The sequence below is a fragment of the Variovorax boronicumulans NBRC 103145 genome (genome assembly GCF_001591345.1).
Taxonomy (GTDB): domain Bacteria; phylum Pseudomonadota; class Gammaproteobacteria; order Burkholderiales; family Burkholderiaceae_C; genus Variovorax; species Variovorax boronicumulans.
Genome location: NZ_BCUS01000001.1, coordinates 105,021 through 124,888, shown reverse-complemented (window position 1 = coordinate 124,888; position 19,868 = coordinate 105,021). Strand labels below are relative to the sequence as shown.

Sequence of the window (19,868 nt, the reverse complement as noted above, 5' to 3'; positions counted from 1 at the left end):
GACCCAGCCCGGTCAGGCCGGCTCGGGCCAGCGCGCCTGTGCCGGACGCACCGATTCGTAGAAGCGCGCCATCTGCAGCACGCCCAGGTCGTCGAAGCGACGCCCCGCGATCTGCAGGCCGATCGGCAGGCCATTTTTTGCATGGCCGCAGTTGATCGAGGCGGCCGGTTGTTCCGACTGGTTGAACACCGACGTGAAGTGCGAGTCCTTCAGCAGGTTTTCCGAGCCGCTGTTGATGGCCTCCGCCGCGAAGGGCAGCACCGGCGACACCGGCGACAGCACGTAGTCGAAGGGCTGCGTGGCCGCCACGGTGGCCGCGCGCAAGGCCTGCATGCGCGTGAAGGCGCGGAAGGTGTCTTCGGGCGTGAGCGAGGCCGCGAACTCCGCCGCCTGGTGGATGTAGCCGGCCGCGAGCTTCGCGCGCTCCGGCGCCATCGCGGCCAGGTCGACGCGGCAGCGCATCGTGAAGAAGTGGGCCATGCCCATGCGCATGTCCAGCGTGGTCCAGTCGGCCAGCGGCTCGACGATGGCGCCGGCCTGCTCGAACAGGCGCGCCGCGGCCAGCACCGCCTCTTTGACTTCCGCATCGATGGGCCAGCCGCCCATGGTCTCGGTCCACAGGCCGATGCGCAGGCCCTTCACGTTGCGCTCGAGGCGCTGCCATGCGAAGTCGTTCGGCGGCAGGCTCATGTAGTCGCGCGCGTCGGGGCGCGTCACCACCTGCATCAAGAGCGCGGCGTCGGCCACGGTGCGCGTCATGGGTCCGATCACGCGCGCCGCGGCGGGCGGGTCGACCGGGATGCGGCCGTGGCTGGGCTTGAGGCCGAACACGCCGCAGAAGCTGGCTGGGATGCGCACCGAGCCGCCGATGTCGGTGCCCAGGTGCAGCGGGCCGTAGCCCGCGGCAGCCGCGGCGCCGGCGCCCGAGCTCGAGCCGCCGGTGTTGCGGCCCAGGTCCCATGGGTTGCGCGTGAGCGCGTGGAAGCTCGACGGCGCGGCGCCGAGAAAGCCGAAGTCGGGCATCGTCGTCTTGGTCACGATCACCGCGCCGGCTTCGCGCAGGTGCGCGGCGGCGGGGGCGTCGGCCGCGGCGGGCGCCAGCACGGTGGCGGCGCTGCCGATCGGCGTGGGCGTGCCGCGCGTGGCGATGTTCTCCTTCAGCGTGACCGGCACGCCGTCGAGATCGCCCTGCGGCTTGCCCTGGGCCCAGCGCGCCTCGGAGGCGCGCGCCGATGCGAGCGCGGCTTCGGCGTCCAGCCCGTAGGTGGCGTGGATGTGCGGCTCCCAGCGCTCGATGCGCGCAAGAACGGCCTGCGTCACTTCGACCGGCGACAAGGCGCGGTCACGGTAGCGTTCGAGCAACTGGAGGGCACTGAGTTCGTACAGGGGTGTGGTCATGTCTTCGTTTCTTCTGTGGGTGGTGGGATGAAGGTGGGTTGAAAGAGAGGAAGAGGACGGCGCTCAGCCGCCTCCGAACGCATAGCCCTGGCCCGGCGCCGCGGCCAGCAGCGTGCGCGTGTAGGCCTCGCGCGGCGACAGCAGCACGTCGTGTGCGCTGCCTTGCTCGACGATGCGGCCCTTGTGCATCACGATCAGGCGGTCGCAGATCTGGCTGGCCACGCGCAGGTCGTGGGTGATGAACAGGATGCCGATCGACAGCCGCTGCTGGATCTCCGCGAGCAGCTTCAATATCTGGTCCTGCACCGACACGTCGAGCGCCGACACGGCTTCGTCGGCGATCAGCACGCGCGGCTCGCAGGCCAGCGCGCGTGCAATGCACAGCCGCTGGCGCTGGCCGCCCGAGAACTCGCTCGGGTAGCGGTGCAGCACCTCGGGCTGCAGCCGCACCAGCGCCATCAGCTCTTCGGCGCGCTGCCAGGCCTTGGCATGCGGCACGCCGAAATTCACCGGCCCCTCGACGATCGACTGGCCCACCGTGCGGCGCGGGTTGAGCGAGCGGTTCGGGTCCTGGAACACGACCTGCACCATGCGCCGGAACGCCGAGCGCTGCGCGCCACGCGAGCCCTCGATGCCCGGCACGCGGATGTCGCCGTCGGTCGGCTCGATCAGCCGCGCGATGCAGCGCGCCACGGTCGACTTGCCCGAGCCCGATTCGCCCACGATGCCGACCGTCTCGCCTGCATGCAGCTTCAGCGACACGTCGGCCGCCGCATGCACCGTGCGGCGCTTGCCGGGCCAACTGCCCGTGCGGTAGACCTTGCCCACGCCGCGCGCATCGAGCAGCGGCGCCCGGGCGTCGATGGGCGCGCGCAGCACGGGCGCCAGCCGCGGCACCGCGTCGAGCAGCATGCGCGTGTAGGCCTCCTTCGGGCGGCGCAGCACTTCGTCCTTCGGGCCGCTCTCGACCTGCCGGCCCAGCTGCAGCACCACCACCTGGTCGGCGATGTCCGCCACCACGCCGAAATCGTGCGTGATGAACAGCACGGCCGTGCCGTTCTCCTGCTGCATCTCGCGGATGAGCGCGAGGATCTCGGCCTGCGTGGTCACGTCGAGCGCGGTGGTGGGCTCATCGCAGATCAGCAGGGCCGGGCGCAGGATCAGCGCGATGGCGATCACGATGCGCTGGCGCTGCCCGCCCGAGAGCTGGTGCGGGTAGGCGTCGTAGATGCGCTGCGGCTCGGGCAGCCGCACGCGCTCGAAGATGGCCAGCACGCGCGCGCGGCGCGCGGCGGCGCCCAGCGTCGTGTGCTCGGCCAGGACCTCGTCGACCTGCGCGCCGCAGCGCATCACCGGGTTGAGCGCGGTCATCGGCTCCTGGAACACCATCGCCATGCGCGCGCCGCGCAGGGCGCGCAGCCGCGCCGGGCTGGCCGCGAGCACGTCCTCGCCCTGCACCTCGATGCGCCCGGCCGAGGGCCGCAGCGACGCGGGCAGCAGGCCCATCGCGGCCTGCGCGATGACCGACTTGCCGGAGCCCGATTCGCCCAGCAGGCACACGACCTGGCCGGGCATCACGTCGAACGAGATGCCGTGCACCGCGTGCGCGCGGTCAGCGCCGGCGGGCAGGTCGATGGCAAGGTCGCGCACCACGAGGCAGGGCGCGGCAGATGTTGTGGAAGTGGGGGATGTCATGCTCAGCCTCCGCGTGCCTTGAACTTGGGATCGAGCGCCTCGCGCAGGCCGTCGCCGAGCATGTTCACGGCCAGCACCGTGAGCGCCAGGAAGAGGCCGGGCAGCAGCACGGTCGAGGGGTGCGAGGTGAAGTGCGTGCGGCCTTCGGACATGATGTTCCCCCAGGTCGGCACCTCGGACGGCAGGCCGATGCCCAGGAAGGACATCACGGCCTCCACCAGCATCGCCGCCGCGCAGATGAAGGTGCCCTGCACGATCAGCGGCGCCACCGTGTTGGGCAGGATGTGGCGCAACATCAGCTTCCAGGTCGGCGTGTCGAGCGCGACGGCCGCTTCCACGTACGGCTCTTCGCGCACCGACAGCACCACCGAGCGCACCAGCCGCGCCACGCGCGGCGTCTCGGGCACCACGATGGCCAGGATCACCGTGAGCAGGCTGGGCCGCCACACGGCCACCAGCACGATCGCGAACAGGATGCCGGGGATGGCCATCATCCCGTCCATCACCCGCATGATCACGCCGTCTAGGCGCCGGAAGTAGCCCGCCACCATGCCCACCACGAGGCCGAACGCGACCGAGCCCAGCGCCACCGCCACGCCCACCGACAGCGAGATGCGCGCCCCGTAGGCCGTGCGGCTCCACAGGTCGCGCCCCATGCTGTCGGTGCCCAGCGGAAAGAAGCGATCGAAGCTGTCGCCCGCCAGCGTGGTGAACTCGGCGCGCGCGCCGGGCGGCAGGTGCGAGTTCGCGGGGTCCATCGCGTTCGGGTCGATGGTGCCGAGCCAGGGCGCGGCCACTGCCAGCAGCAGCATCGTGGCCAGCAGGACGCCGCCGATGCGCACGCCGCCGTTGGCGAGCAGGCGGCGCAGCAGCGAGCGGGCCGGGGCCCGGGGTGCGGCGGGAGGAACCGCGGCAGAGGCAGGCGCGTCGTCGCGCAGGGAGATCGAAGTCATGGCGGGGCTTTCGAAGGAAGGTCAGTACCGGATGCGCGGATCGAGCAGCAGGTAGCTCAGGTCCACCAGCAGGTTGACCACCACGTACACGAGCGAGAAGAAGAGGGTGATCGCCTGGATCAGCGGGTAGTCGCGCGAGAGCACGGCGTCCACCGTGAGCTGGCCCAGGCCGGGGATCGCGTAGATGGTCTCGGTGACCACCACGCCGCCGATCAGGCCCGCCACGCTCAGGCCGATGACGGTGGCGATCGGCACGGCCGCGTTGGCCAGCGCGTGGCGCAGCAGCATGCGCCACTCGGCGATGCCCTTGGCGCGCGCGGTGCGCACGTAGTCTTCGGTGAGCGCCTCCGACACCGCCGCGCGCGTGACCCGCGCGATGAGTGCCGCGTACATCACGGCCAGCGTGACGCAGGGCAGCGCCAGGTGGCGCAGCCACGGGCCCACGCCGTCGCCGATGCGCTGGTAGCCCTGTGAGGGCAGCCAGCCGAGCTGCATCGAGAACAGCCAGATCATCACGTAGCCGGCCACAAACACCGGCACCGAGAAGCCGAGCACCGAGGCGCCCATGATGAAGCGGTCGAGCCGGCCGCCGCGCCGCGAGGCCGCGAGCACGCCCAGCGGCACGGCGATCAGCACCGTGAGCACCACCGTCACCGCCGCCACCGAGAGCGTGGGCTCCAGGCGCTGGCCGATCAGGTCGGTCACGCGCATCCGGTAGAAAAACGAGTAGCCGAGGTCGCCGCGCAGCACCTGGCCGAGCCAGTGCACGAACTGCGTCACGATCGATGCATCCAGGCCCAGCTGGGCGCGGATGCGCGCGATGTCCTGTGCGCTGGCCGCGTCGCCGGCGATGGCCGCCGCGGGGTCGCCGGGCGTCATGCGCAGCAGCAGGAAGACGATGACGGCCACGATCAGGAGCACGGGCGCGGTGGCCAGTCCGCGGCGCAACAGGAAGTGGAGCATGTGAATCAGGTCCTTGACGAGGGGCCGGGCGTGTGGCGCGGGCAAAGGAAGTCCCGCCCGGCTGCCGCGCAAGGCGCAGCCGGTCAGGGGTGGCGATCAGAAAGGGGAGAGGGGCGGGCGCGCGGGCCGGCCTATGTCGCGGTCATGGCGATGGCGCGGACGTCTTGCGCACGTTCCAGTACAGCACCGCCGGCGACGGCAGCAGGCCGGTGATGGTGCCGCGGCGCACGGCCGTGGGCGCCTTGCCTTCGCCGAGCGGGGCGAGCACGCCGTGTTCGAGCACGACCTGCTGGATCTGCGTGGCGATCTCCTTGCGCTGCGCGAGGTCGGCGGTGGCGATGAACTTGGTCTTCAGCGCCTCGAGCTCGGGCACCACGGGCCAGCCGAAGTAGCCCTGGTCGCCGTTGCCGGTCAGCGGGCTGTAGCCGATGGGGCTGCTCGCGTCCACGCCGCCCCAGAAGGTGATGAAGGCGTTCCAGCCGCCGTTCTCGGGCAGGTCTTTCTTGGCGCGCCGGGTCACGAGCGTGGCCCAGTCGGTGGTCTGCACGTCGACGTTGAAGCCCACCTGCTTGAGCAGCTGGCCGTACACCGCGGGCAGCTTGTTCAGCGCGGGCGCGTCGCCCGGCAGCAGGATCACCACGGGCTTGCCGTCGTAGCCCGATTCCTTGAGCAGCTTGCGCGCCTCTTCGAACTGCGGCTTGCCGGTGTAGAAGCCCGTCTTGTCGCTCGCATAGAGCGAGCCGCACAGGTAGATGGAGGCGCAGGGCTTGTAGAAATCGCGGAAGGTGACCTGCGCGCGCAGCATCGCCTCCTGGTTGATGGCCAGCATCGCGGCCTTCAACGCCTTGGGGTTGTTGAAGGGCGGCACCTTGTGGTTGTAGAGCACCGTGAAGGGGCCCGCCGGCATCACGTCGACCAGTTCGATCTTGTCGTTGGTGCGCATGCCGGTGTAGCCGGACGAGGGCACGGTCTCGAGCATGTCGACCTCGCCGTTGAGCAGCGCATTGGCCTGCGTCTGCGGGTCGCGCAACATCACCCATTCGACGCGGTCGACGTGCACCACCTTGCCGCCGGCCAGGCCCGAAGCGGGTTCCTTGCGCGGCACGTAGGCGGTGTTCTTGCGGTAGATGACGCGGTCGCCCGGGCGGAAGTCTTCCTTGGCGAGCGTGAAGGGGCCCGAGCCCACCAGCTCGTCGATCTGCTTGTCGGCGGGCGTGTCGGCCACGCGCTTGGGCATGATGAAAGGCACCAGCGGGTTGGGCTTGCCGAGCGCGTCGAGCACCACGCCGAAGGGCTGCTTGAACGTCATGCGAAAGCCGTTGGGGCCGTCGGCGGCGATGCTGTCCATGGCCTCGTACATCTTCTGGCCCAGCGTGTCGCGCTTGGCCCAGCGCGCCAGCGAGGCGATCACGTCCTGCGAGGTGACCGGCGCGCCGTCGTGGAACTTCAGGCCCGGGCGCAGCGTGAAGCTCCACACCTTGTTGTCGGCGCTCGCGCTGTACTTGTCGACCATCTGCGGCTTGATGACGCCCTTCTCGTCCATCGCGAAGAGGGTGTCGTAGATCATCAGGCCGTGGTTGCGCGTGATGTTGGCGGTGGTCCAGATCGGGTCGACGATCTTCAGGTCCGACGAGGGCACGGTGCGAAGCACGGTCTGGGCGGACGCGGTGGCGGCGAAGCACAAGGCGAGCGCCGACAGGGAAGCCGCCGCGACGCGGCGCGGTGAAAGGTGGATTGCCATGGAGCCTTACTTCTTTCGGGAGGGAGCGGAAGAACCGGGGGAGGAAGGGGGCGATTCCTTGCTTTCGCGCAGCTGCACCAGCAGGAATTCGAAGATGTCGCGCGAACCTTCTTCGGCGTCGATGAGCTTGTGCATGATGCGGCGCAGGTTCTCGATGTCGGCGACGCTCAGGCAGTCGAGAAAGCGCGCTTCCATCTCGTGCCCGATGGGCTCGGCGCGCAGCACCATGTCGATGCCGGCGGGGCTCAGGCACAGGCGGATCTGCCGTGCGTCCTCGGCGCCGATCTGGCGCTCGACCAGTTCGCGCTGCACCAGCGAACTCACCAGCTTGGAGACCAGCGTCTTCTCGATGGCGCAGGTCTGCACCAGCTGGCCCATGGTGATGCCGGGCGCGGCGCCGATCATGCGCAGCAGCCGCACGTCGCGGATCGACAGGCCGAGCTCGATCTCGTAGATGCGCGAGCCGCGGTCGCGCGTACGCTGCGACGCCAGGTCGATCAGTACGTTGAGGTAGTCGTCTTTCAGGCGAAGCGGGGCGTGCATGGCGGGTTGGTAGAAGTCTTCAATAGTTGAAATGTTCAACTATGTGGACAAACTACGCAAGCTCCGGGCCAGCTGTCGAGGGAAATCCCCTAGGGGCGCACTGCCAGAGGGGGAAAACGCAAGAGAGAAAGAAAAACCGGGCCCCTGAGGCCCGGCGTGTTCACCGATCCGGTGCTGCGCATGCACCAGGATGCGAAGGCGGGCGCCGTGCAGGCGCCGCCGAGGTGCGCGCTGTCAGGCCGCGTCCTGGCGCACGATCACCTGCCCGTTGCGCGCCCCGCTGTGCACGCCGTGACGCCAGGTGACGGCGCCGTTCACGATCACCGCGTCGATGCCTTCGGCAGGTTCGGTCGGCGTTTCGTAGTTCGCGGTGTCGCGCACCGTGGCGGCATTGAAGACCACCACGTCGGCGTGGTGCCCGACCTTGAGCGCGCCGCGTTCGTGCAGGCCGAAGTTGCGCGCCGTGAGCCCGGTCATCTTCCACACGGCCGTCTCCAGCGGGAACAGGCCCACGTCGCGGCTGTAGTGGCCGAGCACGCGCGGGAAGGTGCCCCACAGGCGCGGGTGCGGCTTGTCGCCCAGCGGAATGCCGTCGGAGCCGATCATGGTTTCGTCGAAGGCGAGCACGCGCTGCACGTCGTCCTCGTCCATCATGAAATAGATGGCGCTGCCGGGCGACAGGCGCAGCGCGGCCTCTTCGCCCGACACGCCCCATTCGGCCGCGATGTCCTTCAGGTCGCGGCCCGCGCATTCGGGGTGCGGCACGCTCGAAGCGATGAGCACGCGGCCGTCCATCATCCCGCGGTCGGTGCGGATCATGGTGGAGCCGGCCGTGTACGGGTAGCAATCGAGCCCGATGCACTGGTGCTTCATCGCTTCCTGGATGAAGGGCAGCGTGACCTTGGTCTTGCCGAAGTTCTGCGTGTTCTGCACCTTGTGGTGCGACACCACCACGGGGATATCGAGCGCGCGGCCGATGTGGAAGGTTTCTTCCAGCGACTCCATCACGCGGTCGCTCTCGTCGCGCATGTGCGTCACGTACAGCGCCTTGCGCGCCGTGAGCGGGCGGCCGACCTCGATGATCTCTTCGGTGGTCGCCTTCACGGCCGGCGGGTAGAAGGTGCCGGTCGACAGGCCGATGGCGCCGGCCTGCATCGCTTCCTCGACCAGCGCCTGCATGGCGGCGATCTCCTGCGCGGTGGCGGGGCGGTCGAGGTCGGACATGGTCACGGCGCGCAGGGTGGAGTGGCCGACCATCGCCGCCACGTTGACCGACGAGGGCGTGGCGCGCAGTGCGTCGAGGTAGGCCGCAAACGTCGTGAAGCGGTCTTCCGGCGGCGTCTCGAGCAGGCTCAACGGCATCGGCAGGTCCATGTCGGCGCGCAGCGGCGCAGCGCTGATGCCGCAGTTGCCCGCCACCACCGTGGTCACGCCCTGCGACACCTTGAAGGGCATCTGCGCATGCGACAGCACGGCCTGGTCGTCGTGCGTGTGCGAGTCGATGAAGCCCGGCGCGACGATGCGGCCGGTGGCGTCGAGCGTCTGGTCGGCCGTGTGGCCCGCGAGCTTGCCGATGGCGGCGATGCGGCCATTGACGATGCCCACGTCGGCGTCGAAGCGCGGGGCCTTGGTGCCGTCGATCACGGTGCCGCCGTGGATCAAGAGGTCGTAGTGGGGTGTCTTGTCGGTCATGAGGGCAATGCTTTCAACGGAAGTGGCAGGCGACCCAATGGCCGCCCTGGGAAGACGAAGGGCGCTCCGTCAGTTCGGGCGTCTTCTCCTTGCACACGGCCTGCGCCATCGGGCAGCGCGTGTGAAAGCGGCAGCCCGAGGGCGGGTTGGCCGGGCTCGGCGGATCGCCCTGCAGCAGCAGGCGGCGTGCGGGCGTGCGCGGGTTGGGCACCGGCACGGCCGACAGCAGGATCTCGGTGTACGGATGGCGCGGCGCCGAGAACAAGGTGTCGCGGTCGGCGATCTCCACGATGTGGCCGAGGTACATCACGGCCACGCGGTGGCTGATGTGGCGCACCACGGCCAGGTCGTGCGCCACGAACAGGTAGGCGATGCCGAACTCGGCCTGCAGGTCCATCAGCAGGTTGACCACCTGCGCCTGCACCGACACGTCGAGTGCCGACACCGGCTCGTCGCAGACGATGAGCTTGGGGTTGAGCGCCAGCGCGCGCGCAATGCCCAGGCGCTGGCGCTGGCCGCCCGAGAACTCGTGCGGAAACTTCTTCGCCGCCTCGGGCCGCAGGCCCACGCGCGAGAACAGCCACTGCACGCGCTCGCGCCGCTCGGCCACCGACACGTCGCCGAAGTTGCGCAGCGGCTCGGCCACGATGTCGCCGGCCGTGAGGCGCGGGTTCAGCGAGGCGTAGGGGTCCTGGAAGATGATCTGCAGGTCGCGCCGGCGCTGGCGCATCGCGTTCGCGGGCAGGGTCAGCAGCTCTTCGCCGTTCAGGCGCACCGAGCCCGAGGTGGGCTCGACCAGCCGCATCACCGACTTGGCCGTGGTGGTCTTGCCGCAGCCCGACTCGCCGACCAGCGACAGCGTCTCGCCGTGCCCCACGGTGAACGACACGCCGTCGACCGCCTGAATGGCCGGCTTGGCCGGGCGCAGCCAGCGCCGCGGCGAGGTGTAGTGCTTGCGCAGCTCGCGCACCTGCAGCAGCGGCGCCTTGGTGGATGGGGTCGTCGTTGTCGTCATGCGCTCACCTCGGCAGCCTCGTCGGTCCATTGTTCCTGCACCGCGAAGCAGGCGACCACGTGCCCGTCGCCCTGCGTGGACAGCGGCGGCGTCTCGCGGCGGCAGCGTTCGCGTGCCTGCGCGCAGCGCGCGGCAAAGGCGCAGCCGCGCCCGAGCTCGTGCGCGGCGGGCACCATGCCCGGAATCTCGTGCAGCCGCGCGCTCGACGTGCTCATGGCGGGCATCGAGGCCATCAGCGCGCGGGTGTAGGGGTGCAGCGGGCGGTCGAAGAGGTCGACCACGTCGGCCTCTTCCACCTTCTTGCCGGCGTACATGACGACCACGCGGTCGCAGCTCTCGGCCACCACGCCCAGGTCGTGCGTGATCATCACCACGCCCATGCCCAGCTCCTTCTGCAGCCGCTTGATGAGGTCGAGGATCTGCGCCTGGATGGTCACGTCGAGCGCGGTGGTGGGCTCGTCGGCGATCAGCACCTCGGGGTTGCAGGCCAGGGCCAGCGCGATCATCACGCGCTGGCGCATGCCGCCCGAGAGCTGGTGCGGGTACTCGTTCACGCGCCGCTCGGGCTCGGGGATCTGCACCAGCCGCAGCATCTCGACTGCGCGCTGCAGCGCCTCGGCGCGGCTGGCCTTCTGGTGCAGCTGCACCGTCTCGGCGATCTGCCGGCCCACGGTGAGCACCGGGTTCAGCGAGGTCATCGGCTCCTGGAAGATCATCGAGATGCGGTTGCCGCGGATCTGGCGCATCTCGCGTTCGCTGAGCTGCATCAGGTCGGTGCCGCGCAGGCGCACCGCGCCCATGTGGCGGCCGGGCGGCGTGGGCACCAGCCGCAAGATCGACAGCGCCGTCACGCTCTTGCCGCAGCCCGATTCGCCGACCACGCCGAGCGTGCGGCCCGCGCGCACGGTGTACGACACGCCGTCGACCGAGCGCACCGTGCCCGCGAGCGTGCTGAAGTAGGTGCGCAGGTTGTCGACCTCGAGCAATGGCTCGCCGGGGGCGAGGGTGGCCTGGGACATGGGAGTGGTCATGGCGCGTTCCTCTTCACAGCTGCCGCGCCAGGCGCGGGTCGAGCGCATCGCGCAGGCCGTCGCCGAGCAGGTTGATGGCCAGCACCGTGGCTGCCAGCAGCAGGCCCGGGTACAGGATGATGTGGAACGCCACGGTCACGAAGTTGCGGCCCTCGGCCATCATGTTGCCCCAGCTCGGCGTCTGCGAAGGCACGCCCACGCCGAGGAAGGACAGCGCGGCCTCGGTGAGCACGGCGGCGGCGGCCACGAAGGTGGCCTGCACCACCAGCGGCGCCACGATGTTCGGCAGCACGTGCCGCACGAGGATCACCGGCAGCCGCGTGCCGACCGCATGCGCGGCCTCCACGAACAGCTGCTCGCGCAGCGTGAGCGCCAGCGAGCGCACCAGCCGCACCACGCGCGGAATCTCGGGCACGGTGATGGCGATGATCACGGTGGTGAGGCTGGCGCGCGTCACGGCCATGAGCGCAATGGCCAGCAGGATGCCGGGGATGGCCATGAGGCCGTCCATCACCCGCATGATCGGGCCGTCGGCCCAGCGCACGAAGCCCGACACCAGGCCCAGCGCGATGCCGAAGAAGGTGGCGAGCACGGCCACCGAGGCGCCGACGATCATCGACACGCGACCGCCCCACACGGCGCGGCTGAACACGTCGCGGCCCAGCGCGTCGGTGCCGAACCAGTGCTCGGCCGAGGCCGGCTGCATGCGCGCCAGCGGGTCGATGTCCTGCGGGTCGTGGGTGGCGATCCAGGGCGCGGCGATGGACAGCGCGGCCACCGCGATGAGCAGCAGCGCGCCGACGATCAGCGTCGGGTGCTTGCGCACCCAGCGCCAGCGCGGCGGTACGAAAGGAGGGTCTTCGGCGGCGTCGGCAACGGCGGCGGGAACCGGCGCATCGACCTCGCGCAAGGGCAGGGCAGTGGACATGGCGTCGTGAGGCTCGTTCTTTGTTCTAGTACTGGATGCGCGGATCGAACAGGCGGTAGCTCAGGTCGATCAGGAGGTTGATCAGCACGTACACGCCCGCCGACAGCAGCAGCACGCTCTGGATCACCGGGTAGTCGTGGCGCTGCACCGAATCGATCACGAGCCGGCCCACGCCTGGAATGGCGAACACCGTCTCGGTGACCACCACGCCGCCGATCAAGAGCGCAATGCCTGCGCCGATGGTGGTGGCGATGGGAATGGCCGCGTTGCGCAGCGCATGGCCCAGCACCGGCAGCACGCCCAGGCCCTTGGCGCGCGCGGTGCGGATGTAGTCCTCGTGCAGCACCTCGAGCACGGTGGCGCGCGTCATGCGCGTCACCAGCGCGATGTACACCAGCGCCAGGTTCACGCAGGGCAGCACCAGCGCGCGCAGCCAGGCGCCGGGGCCTTCGGAGAAGTTCACGTAGCCCTGCACCGGAAACCACGGCAGCTGCACCGCGAAGGTGTAGACCAGCAGGTAGCCCACGAGGAACACCGGCACCGAGAAGGCCAGTACCGCGAACAGCATCACGAGGCGGTCGATCCAGGTGCCCGCGCAGTAGGCCGCGAGCGTGCCCAGCGGCACGGCCGTCACCAGCGTGATGAGCATGGTCAGCGCCGCGATCGACACCGTCGGCTCCAGCCGCTGGCCGAGCAGCTGCGTCACCGGCACCTGCGTGAAGATCGAGGTGCCCAGGTCGCCGGTGAAGATCTTGCCGATCCACAGCCCGAACTGCTGCCACAGCGGCAGGTTCAGGCCGAGCGCGGCGCGCAGCTTGTCGATGTCCTCGGTGGTGGCGAGGTCGCCCGCGATGAGCGCGGCCGGATCGCCCGGCGAGAGGTGGATCAGCAGGAACACCACCACGGCCACCACCGCCATCACCGGCAGCGTGGAAAGAAAGCGTCGAACGATGTAGCCCATGGCGGTGCGCGTGGCTTACTTGTCGAGCATCCAGACGGTGGGCAGGCCGGCCCACATCTTGTCCAGCCCCTTGATGCTGGCGCGCGCCGCGAACGCGGCCGAGTACTGGCCCGCGTTGATGTACGGCACGGCTTCGTAGGCACGCGACTGGAAGGCGTCGAGCAGTTCCTTGCGCTTGGCCGGCACGGTTTCCTTCAGCCAGGCGGTGCGCAGCTCGTCGAGTTTCTTGTCGCAGGGCCAGCCGGGCAGCGTGTTGCCGCAGGCCGCGCCCAGGTAGGCGTTGCTGATGGGCGAGTTCACGTCGAACTCGCCGGCCACCGTGACGTACATGTTCCAGCCGCCGGCATCGGACGCATCGCGCTTGGCGCGGCGCGCACCGATGGAGGCCCAGTCCATGGTCTGTGCATCGACGTTCAGGCCGATGCTCTTCATGGTCTGCGCGGCCATCAGCGCCTCGGCGTTGAGGTAGGGCACGTCGCTGGGCACCATCAGCACCACCTTCTCGCCCTTGTAGCCGGCGTCGGCGAGCATCTTCTTCGCCTTGGCGACGTCGGCCTTGCGGAAGGGCTCCGCGCCGGCCGAGGTGTCGTTGGGGCTGCCGCAGATGAACCAGGTGGCGCAGTAGGCCATGCGCATGTCCAGCGGGAAGCCCATGGCCGCGACGAAGCGTTCCTGGTTCACGGCCTGCAGCAGCGCCTGGCGCACCTTCGGGTTGTCGAAGGGCGGGTGCAGCTGGTTCATCACCAGGAAGCCCTGATAGGCGCCTCCGGAGCCGATCTTGATGTTGCTGTCGGTGCGCAGCGGCGCGATGTAGTCGGGCGGCAGCTGCTCGATGTAGTCGACCTCGCCGCGCTTGAGCGCCGAGATCGCGCTGTTGGCGTCGGGCAGGTAGAGCCATTCGACGCGGTCGAGGCTGGTCTTCTTGCTGCCGGCCAGGCCGCTGGGCGGCTCGCTGCGCGCCACGTAGTTCGGGTTGCGCACGAACACCGTCTTGTTGCCCGGCACCCACTCGTCACGCTTGAAGATGAAGGGCCCCGAGCCGACGACCTCGGTGAGAGGCGCGGTGGCCGGCAGCTTGGCGATGCGCTCGGGCAGGATCACCGGCGGAAAGCCCGAGGGCTTGGCCAGCGCGTCGAGCACCATGCCGAAGGGCTCGTTGAGCGTGAGCGTGAAGTTGCGCGCGTCGGTCGCCTTCCACTCGGCGCCGACGGCCGTCATGGCGCGGCCCAGGCTGTCGCGCGCCGCCCAGCGCTGCAGCGAGGCCACGGCGTCGGCCGAGGTCACGGCGGCGCCGTCGGAGAACTTCAGGCCGGGGCGCAGCGTGAAGCTCCACTGCTTGCCGTCCTTGGAAGTCGTGTACTTCTCGACCATCTGCGGCTGCGGCTTGCCGGTGGCATCCTGCGCGAACAACGTGTCGTACACCATGTGGCCGAAGTTGCGCGAGATGTAGGCCGTGGTGAAGGTCGGGTCGAGGATCTTCAGGTCGGCATGCGCCACCACCTTGAGTGTCTTGGGCGGCGTCTGGGCGAGCGCGGGAAGGCTGGCGGCCGAAAGGGCCAGGGCAGCGAGGGCAGCAAGCGTTCGTCGGGTCATCGTCGGTTCTCCGGTCGGTGGGGCGAAACAAAAAAGAAGAAGAGGGAGTTCAGGCGGCGACGCCGATGGGCCACTTCGGCAGGCGAGCCTTGCGGTACGGCAGGGTGGTGAGGTCGAGCGTCACGGCGCCGGGTGCGCCGGCGTAGATCACATGCTTGGCCACCTGCGAGTACGAGGCGTAGAAGTGCTGCGACGACTTGACCACGACGATCTTCTTGGCCGCCAGGTCGCAGCCCAGCTGCGTGAACAGGTCGGTGCCCATGGCCTGGTTGCGCCGTGTGATCAGCACGATGTCGATGCCGTTCACCTCGACCAGCGCGCAGTCGCCCATGGCGGTGGGCGTGTTCGACAGGCCCGTCATCACCAGGTCTTCCTGCAGCGCCTTCACGGTGCATTCAAGGTCGAGCGGATCGCCCGACAGCGGGCTGATCTTGCCGCCGATGCGCATCTGCAGCCTGGCGCCCACGCCGGCGTCGAAGGCGATGCGCACGGCGATCGGGTCCCACATCGGGCCCAGGGCCGCGTTGGTGATGCCGCGCTCCAGCATGCGGCGCAGGATGAAGGTGGAGTCGCTCGCCGCGCCGCCGCCGGGGTTGTCGGCGCCGTCGGCCAGCACCACGGGGCCGCCGTCGAAGGCCAGGGCCTCGTCGAGCGAGTCGTCGATGCTGGGGTAGTTGACCGTGAGGCCGTCGCGCATGCTGATGACTTCGTCGGCCAGCTGGCGTGCGAGTGCATTCGCCTTGGCCTGGTCGCCGTCGGTGTAGACCAGCACCTTGGTGCCCATCTCGGGCACGTCGCCCCACGAGAAGCCGTGCGTGAGCGAGACCGAGAGGACGCCGTCCTTGCCTTCGAGCGCCTGCATGCGCTGCACGAAGCTGCGCGCCGGTTCGCGCGAGGTGTGGACGGTGACGATGATGTCGCAGTCGACCATCGCGACCACCGGCTTGACTTTGCCTTCCACGGCCGCGGCGCAGATGTCGACCAGCTCCAACCCGCGTTCGAGCACGTCGGTGTGCGGGTACTCCTTGAAGGAGACCATCACGTTGGCGTTGTCCACCATGGCGGGCGTGAGGTGGTTGTGTGGGTCGAGCTCCGCACCGATCACCACGTCAGGGCCCACGATCTGGCGCACGCGCGCCAGCATGTCGCCTTCGCAGTCGTCGTAGCCGTCGGCCACCATCGCGCCGTGCAGGCCGAGCAGCACCATGTCGACCGGCAGCGCGGCGCGCAGGTCGTTCAGCATCTCGTCGCGCAGCGTTTCGTACGCGTGGCGCGTGGTGATGCCGCTGGGCTGCGCGCCCGCCACCATGCCTTCGAGCAGCGTCCAGCCCTTTTCCTTGCCGCGGATGCGCGCGGCCCACAGCGGACCCGAGTAGATCGTCAGCGCATCGGGATGCTGGCCGGCGGGGAAGTAGCCGCGGTCCTTGAAGGAGGCGATGCCGGTCGGCATCGGGCCGAAGGTGTTGGTTTCGGTCGCGAGGGAGGCACTGAAGACACGCATGGTGATTTCTCGTGGGGAAGATTGGTGGGGGAAGGAATGCGGATCAGCCGGCCGTGCGCAGCCGCTGCGGGCCGAGCATCTCGACCGTGAGCCCGAAGCCCGCGATGCGCTCGGGCAGCGGCAGGCCGCGTGCCAGCGCGGCGCAGGCCTCGCCCATGGCGGCCGAGGTCTGGATGCCGTAGCCGCCTTGCGCCGCGACCCAGAAGAAGCCGGGCGCGTCGGGCGCGAAGCCGCCCACCAGGTCGCCGTCGGCCACGAAGGAGCGCAGGCCGGCCCAGGTGCGTGTGGGGCGGCGGATGGCGAGCGTGGTCGCTTCCTCGATGCGGTGCATGGCGATGGCGATGTCCATCTCTTCGGGCTGCACGTCCTGCGGCTCGACCGGGTCGGCGTTGGCCGGCGAGCCGAGCAACATGCCCGCGTCGGGCTTGATGTACCAGCCCTCGTCGGCGGCGAACACCATCGGCCAGTGGGCCACGCTCTGGCCCTCGGGCGGCGCGAAGATGAAGGCCGAGCGGCGACGCGGCTCGATGCCCAGCGGGCGCACGCCGGCCAGCTGCGCGATGGTGTCGACCCAGGCGCCCGCTGCGTTGAGCACCACGGGCGCTTCGTACACCGCGTCGCCGGCCGTCACGCGCCAGCGGTCGCCGATGCGCTCCATGGCCGTGACGTCGGCGTCGCACACCAGCTTGCCGCCGGCCTGGCGCATGCCGCGCAGGTAGCCCTGGTGGATGGCGTGCACGTCCATGTCGGAGGCGTCGGGTTCGTACACCGCGCCGGCCACCTGCTCGGGGCGCAGCGCCGGCACCATCTCGCGCGCCTGCTCGCCGTCGAGGCGCTGGGCGCCGACGTCCATGGCGCGCAGCAGCTCCCAGTGCGCTTCGAGCTCGTGCAGGTGCTCGGTGCCCGCGACCATCATCGCGCCGCGCGGCGTGAGCAGCGGGTGCTCGGCAAAGCCTTCGGGCGGGTGTTCGAGGAAGGCGCGGCTGGCCATGGTGAGGGCACGCACCTGCGGCGTGCCGTAGCTCTCCATGAAGAGCGCGGCCGAACGGCCGGTGGAGTGGTAGCCCGGCTGGGCTTCGCGTTCGAGCAGGATCACGCGGGCATGCGGGGCGAGCCAGTGGGCCACCGAGGCCCCGGCGATGCCGCCGCCGATCACGAGGTAGTCGGCCACGACGGGAGTGGTTGTGTTTGTTGTCATCGCCGAAAAGTGTAGGTAGAAATTTGCGGATACGCAAATTGATTTGCGCCAACCAAGGGGAAACCATGGGTGCACCACCGAGGTGAAATTTGCGTACACGCAATTTGCGCATACGCAAAACGCATGCCGGGGCTGTCGCGCCGTGCGTGGCCGGCCGGGCGCGGGGCTGGCAGAATCGCCCGGCATACCTAGAGAAAGCCAAGCGTGACTCCACACACAGGGAACCGGGGCGGGGCGAAGCCGAAGGAAGAGCCGCCCACGCTGGACCGCACCACTTTCGGCCATCGCCTGCGCACCGCGCGCAAGCGTTTCGGCTGGACGCTGGCGCAACTGGCCGAGCGCTCCGGCGTGTCGATCACCACCATCTCGCGCGCCGAGCGCGGCCAGCTCGCGCTCGGCTATGAGAACTTCACCGCGCTGGGCCGCGCGCTCGAGATGGACATGAACGCCATGTTCGCGGGCGCCGGCGTCAAGCCCGAGCAGCTTGACGGCCCGGTCGTCACGCGCGCGGGCAAGGGCGTGGTCTACAAGGGGCTGGCCATCGCCTACGAGTTCCTGGGCACCACCGCGGCCGGCAAGCAGATGAGCCCCATCGTCGGCACCGTGCACGCGCGCCGCATCAACGGCCCCGAGGACTTCGTGCGGCACACGGGCGAAGAGTTCGCCTACGTGCTGTCGGGCGAGATCGACGTGTACTTCGACAACGGCGAGGTGGTGCGCCTGGCGCGCGGCGACTCGCTGTACTTCGACAGCCGCCTCGGCCACGCCTACGTGAGCGTGAGCCGCCAGCTCGCGAAGATCGTGGGCATGACCTCGGGGGAGAGCGGGCACATGAAGTCGGCGCGCGAGGCGCCTGCGATGAAGCCGGCGCGCAAGACTGTGGCGGTGAAGAAGACCGGTCGGGGCGGGAAGGGGTGAGCTCGTCGCCGACCGGCATGGTCCGGGTCTATGTCTACGGCGCCGAAGCGACCTACAGCGGCGTCGGCGACTTCGAGTGGGATGCACCGGCCGTGGGTGGCAGGCACAAGCTCATGCTCTTCCTGGCGCAAAGTGAAGACGTCCCTCGCGAAGAGGATGCTGTGTCGGAGCTCGCGAAATTCGGATTCGTCGACCTTCGCCTTTGGGAAGGGCGCCCGGTGGATGTCGAGGCGCTGAACGATCCTCGGATGCACGCGTTCCGGAAACACTACGAAGGCGCATTCGATGAGGGGTGCTCGGTCGTCTGGTATCCGTAGCCACGAGCACCCGGCCAGAATCGACCATCCGGCCGACATGAAGGAGCAATGACGATGCCTGAGCACAAGATTTTCGCGATGCCGTTCGCGAAGGTGTACCCGATGTACGTCCAGAAAGCGGAGCGCAAGCAGCGCACGAAGGACGAAGTCGATCAGGTCATCTGCTGGCTCACCGGCTACGACCCCGCGGGGCTGCAGCAGCAGATCGAACAGCAGAACGATTTCAGGACCTTCTTCGCGCAGGCCCCGGCACTGCACCCGAACCGCGCGCTGATCAAGGGCGTGGTGTGCGGCGTGCGCGTCGAGGAAGTCGAAGACCCGCTGATGCAGAAGATCCGCTACATGGACAAGCTGGTCGACGAGCTGGCCAAGGGCAAGGCGATCGAGAAGATCTTGCGGACGTAGCCCGCGCGTTGCGCGTGTCTAGCCCGTCGCCACGATGACGTGCGCCTGGATCTTGCCCGCCACCGGCCCGGTGCCATGCCGGCTGGCAATCGCCTCCTCCGCGCGGTCGGTCGCAAGCTGGAGCAGGCTCGCATCGCGCGCCTCGATCTCGTTGCGCAGCGGCGTGCCCTGGCAGTAGGCCACCGCCACCTCGCGTGCCGAGGGCGAGTGGCTCAGCTTCTCGTGCGTCTGGACCTCGATGTCGGTGAACCCCGCGCGGCGCAGGTCGTCGCGGATCTGCGCGACGTCGTGGTAGCCATGCGGCGTGCGCGCGAGAAAGCGCGGCGGGTCGTCCGGGAACACGGTGGCGACGGCGCGGGTGACGTCGTCGGCGAAGGCGTTGTCTTCGATGCGGTCCCAGACGCTGAACACGAAGCGCCCGCCGGGCTTGAGCACGCGACGCGCCTCGCTGTAGCCGGCGACCCGGTCCGGGAAGAACATGGCGCCGAACTGGCACAGGACCACATCGAAGGAGGCGTTCTCGAACGGCAGGGCGAGCGCGTCGGCCTGCCGCCATTCGATGCGGTTGTCCCTCGCCTGCCGGGTGACGGCGTAGTCGAGCATGGCGGGGTTGAGGTCGGTCACCACGTAGCGCGCACCGGCGCCAAGCTGGGGTGCCAGCATCCGCGTGACCGCGCCGCTGCCGGCCGCCGTTTCCAGCACCGCGCCGGGCGAGAACGCAGCGACCAGGGCGGCCGCGTCGACGGCGTAGCCCTCGAAGATCAGGGGGACCATCAGCGTGTCGTAGAACTTCGGGATCGAGCCCGCGAACACCTTGTCGCTTTCGTCGGCCATGGGAACTCCTTGAAAGCTCTGAACAGAGCGGGCCTGCTCCCTTGCTCCAACGAGTCCGTTGCCTGTTCGGGCATGCGTGACGGGGACGATGGGCCATGGTGGCCCTGCCAGGCATCGTCGTCAACGCCGTTGCGCGGGCGTCCTCCCCTGTAGTGGGTACCGGAGATGTTGCCGGGCGTTTC

At 69.4% G+C, this 19,868-nt stretch carries 18 protein-coding genes; 3 read left to right on the top strand and 15 right to left on the bottom strand.

The genetic code is table 11. The annotated features are described in order from the left end of the window. Positions 1–12: 12 nt before the first annotated feature. From VBO01S_RS00590 to VBO01S_RS00525, 14 genes are all read right to left on the bottom strand, one after another. Positions 13–1,398: an amidase gene (locus VBO01S_RS00590; RefSeq protein WP_062468904.1), complete on the bottom strand. Its 1,386-nt coding sequence runs from the start codon at positions 1,396–1,398 to the stop codon at positions 13–15. Positions 1,399–1,461: 63 nt separating this feature from the next. After that, complete coding sequence (locus VBO01S_RS00585; RefSeq protein WP_062468902.1) at positions 1,462–3,093, bottom strand: dipeptide ABC transporter ATP-binding protein; 1,632 nt, start codon at positions 3,091–3,093, stop codon at positions 1,462–1,464. 2 nt (positions 3,094–3,095) lie between these two features. Next, positions 3,096–4,046, bottom strand: coding sequence for an ABC transporter permease (locus tag VBO01S_RS00580; RefSeq protein WP_062468899.1), 951 nt, complete (start codon positions 4,044–4,046; stop codon positions 3,096–3,098). Positions 4,047–4,067: 21 nt separating this feature from the next. Continuing rightward, entirely contained in the window at positions 4,068–5,009 is a 942-nt protein-coding gene (locus VBO01S_RS00575) for an ABC transporter permease (protein WP_062468895.1), read from the bottom strand. 142 nt (positions 5,010–5,151) lie between these two features. Further along, the gene (locus tag VBO01S_RS00570; RefSeq protein WP_082817904.1) at positions 5,152–6,750 is read right to left on the bottom strand and encodes an ABC transporter substrate-binding protein; all 1,599 of its coding nucleotides are present in this window, start codon (positions 6,748–6,750) and stop codon (positions 5,152–5,154) included. A gap of 6 nt (positions 6,751–6,756) precedes the next feature. After that, a complete protein-coding gene (locus VBO01S_RS00565; protein WP_062468891.1) occupies positions 6,757–7,293 on the bottom strand; it encodes a MarR family winged helix-turn-helix transcriptional regulator in 537 nt (178 codons plus the stop codon). A gap of 234 nt (positions 7,294–7,527) precedes the next feature. After that, the gene (locus tag VBO01S_RS00560) at positions 7,528–8,985 is read right to left on the bottom strand and encodes an N-acyl-D-amino-acid deacylase family protein (RefSeq protein WP_062468888.1); all 1,458 of its coding nucleotides are present in this window, start codon (positions 8,983–8,985) and stop codon (positions 7,528–7,530) included. 13 nt (positions 8,986–8,998) lie between these two features. After that, positions 8,999–10,000, bottom strand: a complete 1,002-nt coding sequence (locus tag VBO01S_RS00555) for an ABC transporter ATP-binding protein (RefSeq protein WP_062468885.1) — start codon at positions 9,998–10,000, stop codon at positions 8,999–9,001. Beyond that, positions 9,997–11,031, bottom strand: a complete 1,035-nt coding sequence (locus VBO01S_RS00550; protein ID WP_062469042.1) for an ABC transporter ATP-binding protein — start codon at positions 11,029–11,031, stop codon at positions 9,997–9,999. Before VBO01S_RS00550 ends, VBO01S_RS00555 begins: the two co-directional genes overlap by 4 nt. Before the next feature lie 13 nt (positions 11,032–11,044). Then, positions 11,045–11,959: an ABC transporter permease gene (locus tag VBO01S_RS00545; protein WP_062468882.1), complete on the bottom strand. Its 915-nt coding sequence runs from the start codon at positions 11,957–11,959 to the stop codon at positions 11,045–11,047. Between the two features lie 25 nt (positions 11,960–11,984). Then, complete coding sequence (locus tag VBO01S_RS00540) at positions 11,985–12,920, bottom strand: ABC transporter permease (protein WP_056574393.1); 936 nt, start codon at positions 12,918–12,920, stop codon at positions 11,985–11,987. A 15-nt stretch (positions 12,921–12,935) separates the two neighbouring features. Next, the gene (locus VBO01S_RS00535) at positions 12,936–14,513 is read right to left on the bottom strand and encodes an ABC transporter substrate-binding protein (RefSeq protein WP_062468879.1); all 1,578 of its coding nucleotides are present in this window, start codon (positions 14,511–14,513) and stop codon (positions 12,936–12,938) included. Positions 14,514–14,562: 49 nt separating this feature from the next. Further along, on the bottom strand, positions 14,563–16,014 hold the full coding sequence (locus tag VBO01S_RS00530; protein WP_062468876.1) for a M81 family metallopeptidase: 1,452 nt from the start codon (positions 16,012–16,014) through the stop codon (positions 14,563–14,565). Between the two features lie 43 nt (positions 16,015–16,057). Continuing rightward, positions 16,058–17,212, bottom strand: a complete 1,155-nt coding sequence (locus VBO01S_RS00525) for an NAD(P)/FAD-dependent oxidoreductase (protein ID WP_062468873.1) — start codon at positions 17,210–17,212, stop codon at positions 16,058–16,060. A gap of 204 nt (positions 17,213–17,416) precedes the next feature. On the opposite strand from VBO01S_RS00525, the gene VBO01S_RS00520 reads away from it, so the two are divergent. Genes VBO01S_RS00520 through VBO01S_RS00510 form a run of 3 tightly spaced genes read left to right on the top strand, consistent with a single transcriptional unit; the run spans position 17,417 to position 18,852 of the window. Continuing rightward, the gene (locus VBO01S_RS00520; protein ID WP_062468870.1) at positions 17,417–18,130 is read left to right on the top strand and encodes a helix-turn-helix domain-containing protein; all 714 of its coding nucleotides are present in this window, start codon (positions 17,417–17,419) and stop codon (positions 18,128–18,130) included. A 17-nt stretch (positions 18,131–18,147) separates the two neighbouring features. Continuing rightward, the gene (locus VBO01S_RS00515) at positions 18,148–18,447 is read left to right on the top strand and encodes a hypothetical protein (protein ID WP_218005374.1); all 300 of its coding nucleotides are present in this window, start codon (positions 18,148–18,150) and stop codon (positions 18,445–18,447) included. Between the two features lie 54 nt (positions 18,448–18,501). After that, entirely contained in the window at positions 18,502–18,852 is a 351-nt protein-coding gene (locus VBO01S_RS00510) for a DUF2200 domain-containing protein (protein WP_062469039.1), read from the top strand. Between the two features lie 18 nt (positions 18,853–18,870). Here VBO01S_RS00510 and VBO01S_RS00505 read toward each other — a convergent pair whose 3' ends face one another. Beyond that, on the bottom strand, positions 18,871–19,686 hold the full coding sequence (locus VBO01S_RS00505) for a class I SAM-dependent methyltransferase (RefSeq protein ID WP_062468863.1): 816 nt from the start codon (positions 19,684–19,686) through the stop codon (positions 18,871–18,873). Between the last annotated feature and the right edge of the window lie 182 nt (positions 19,687–19,868).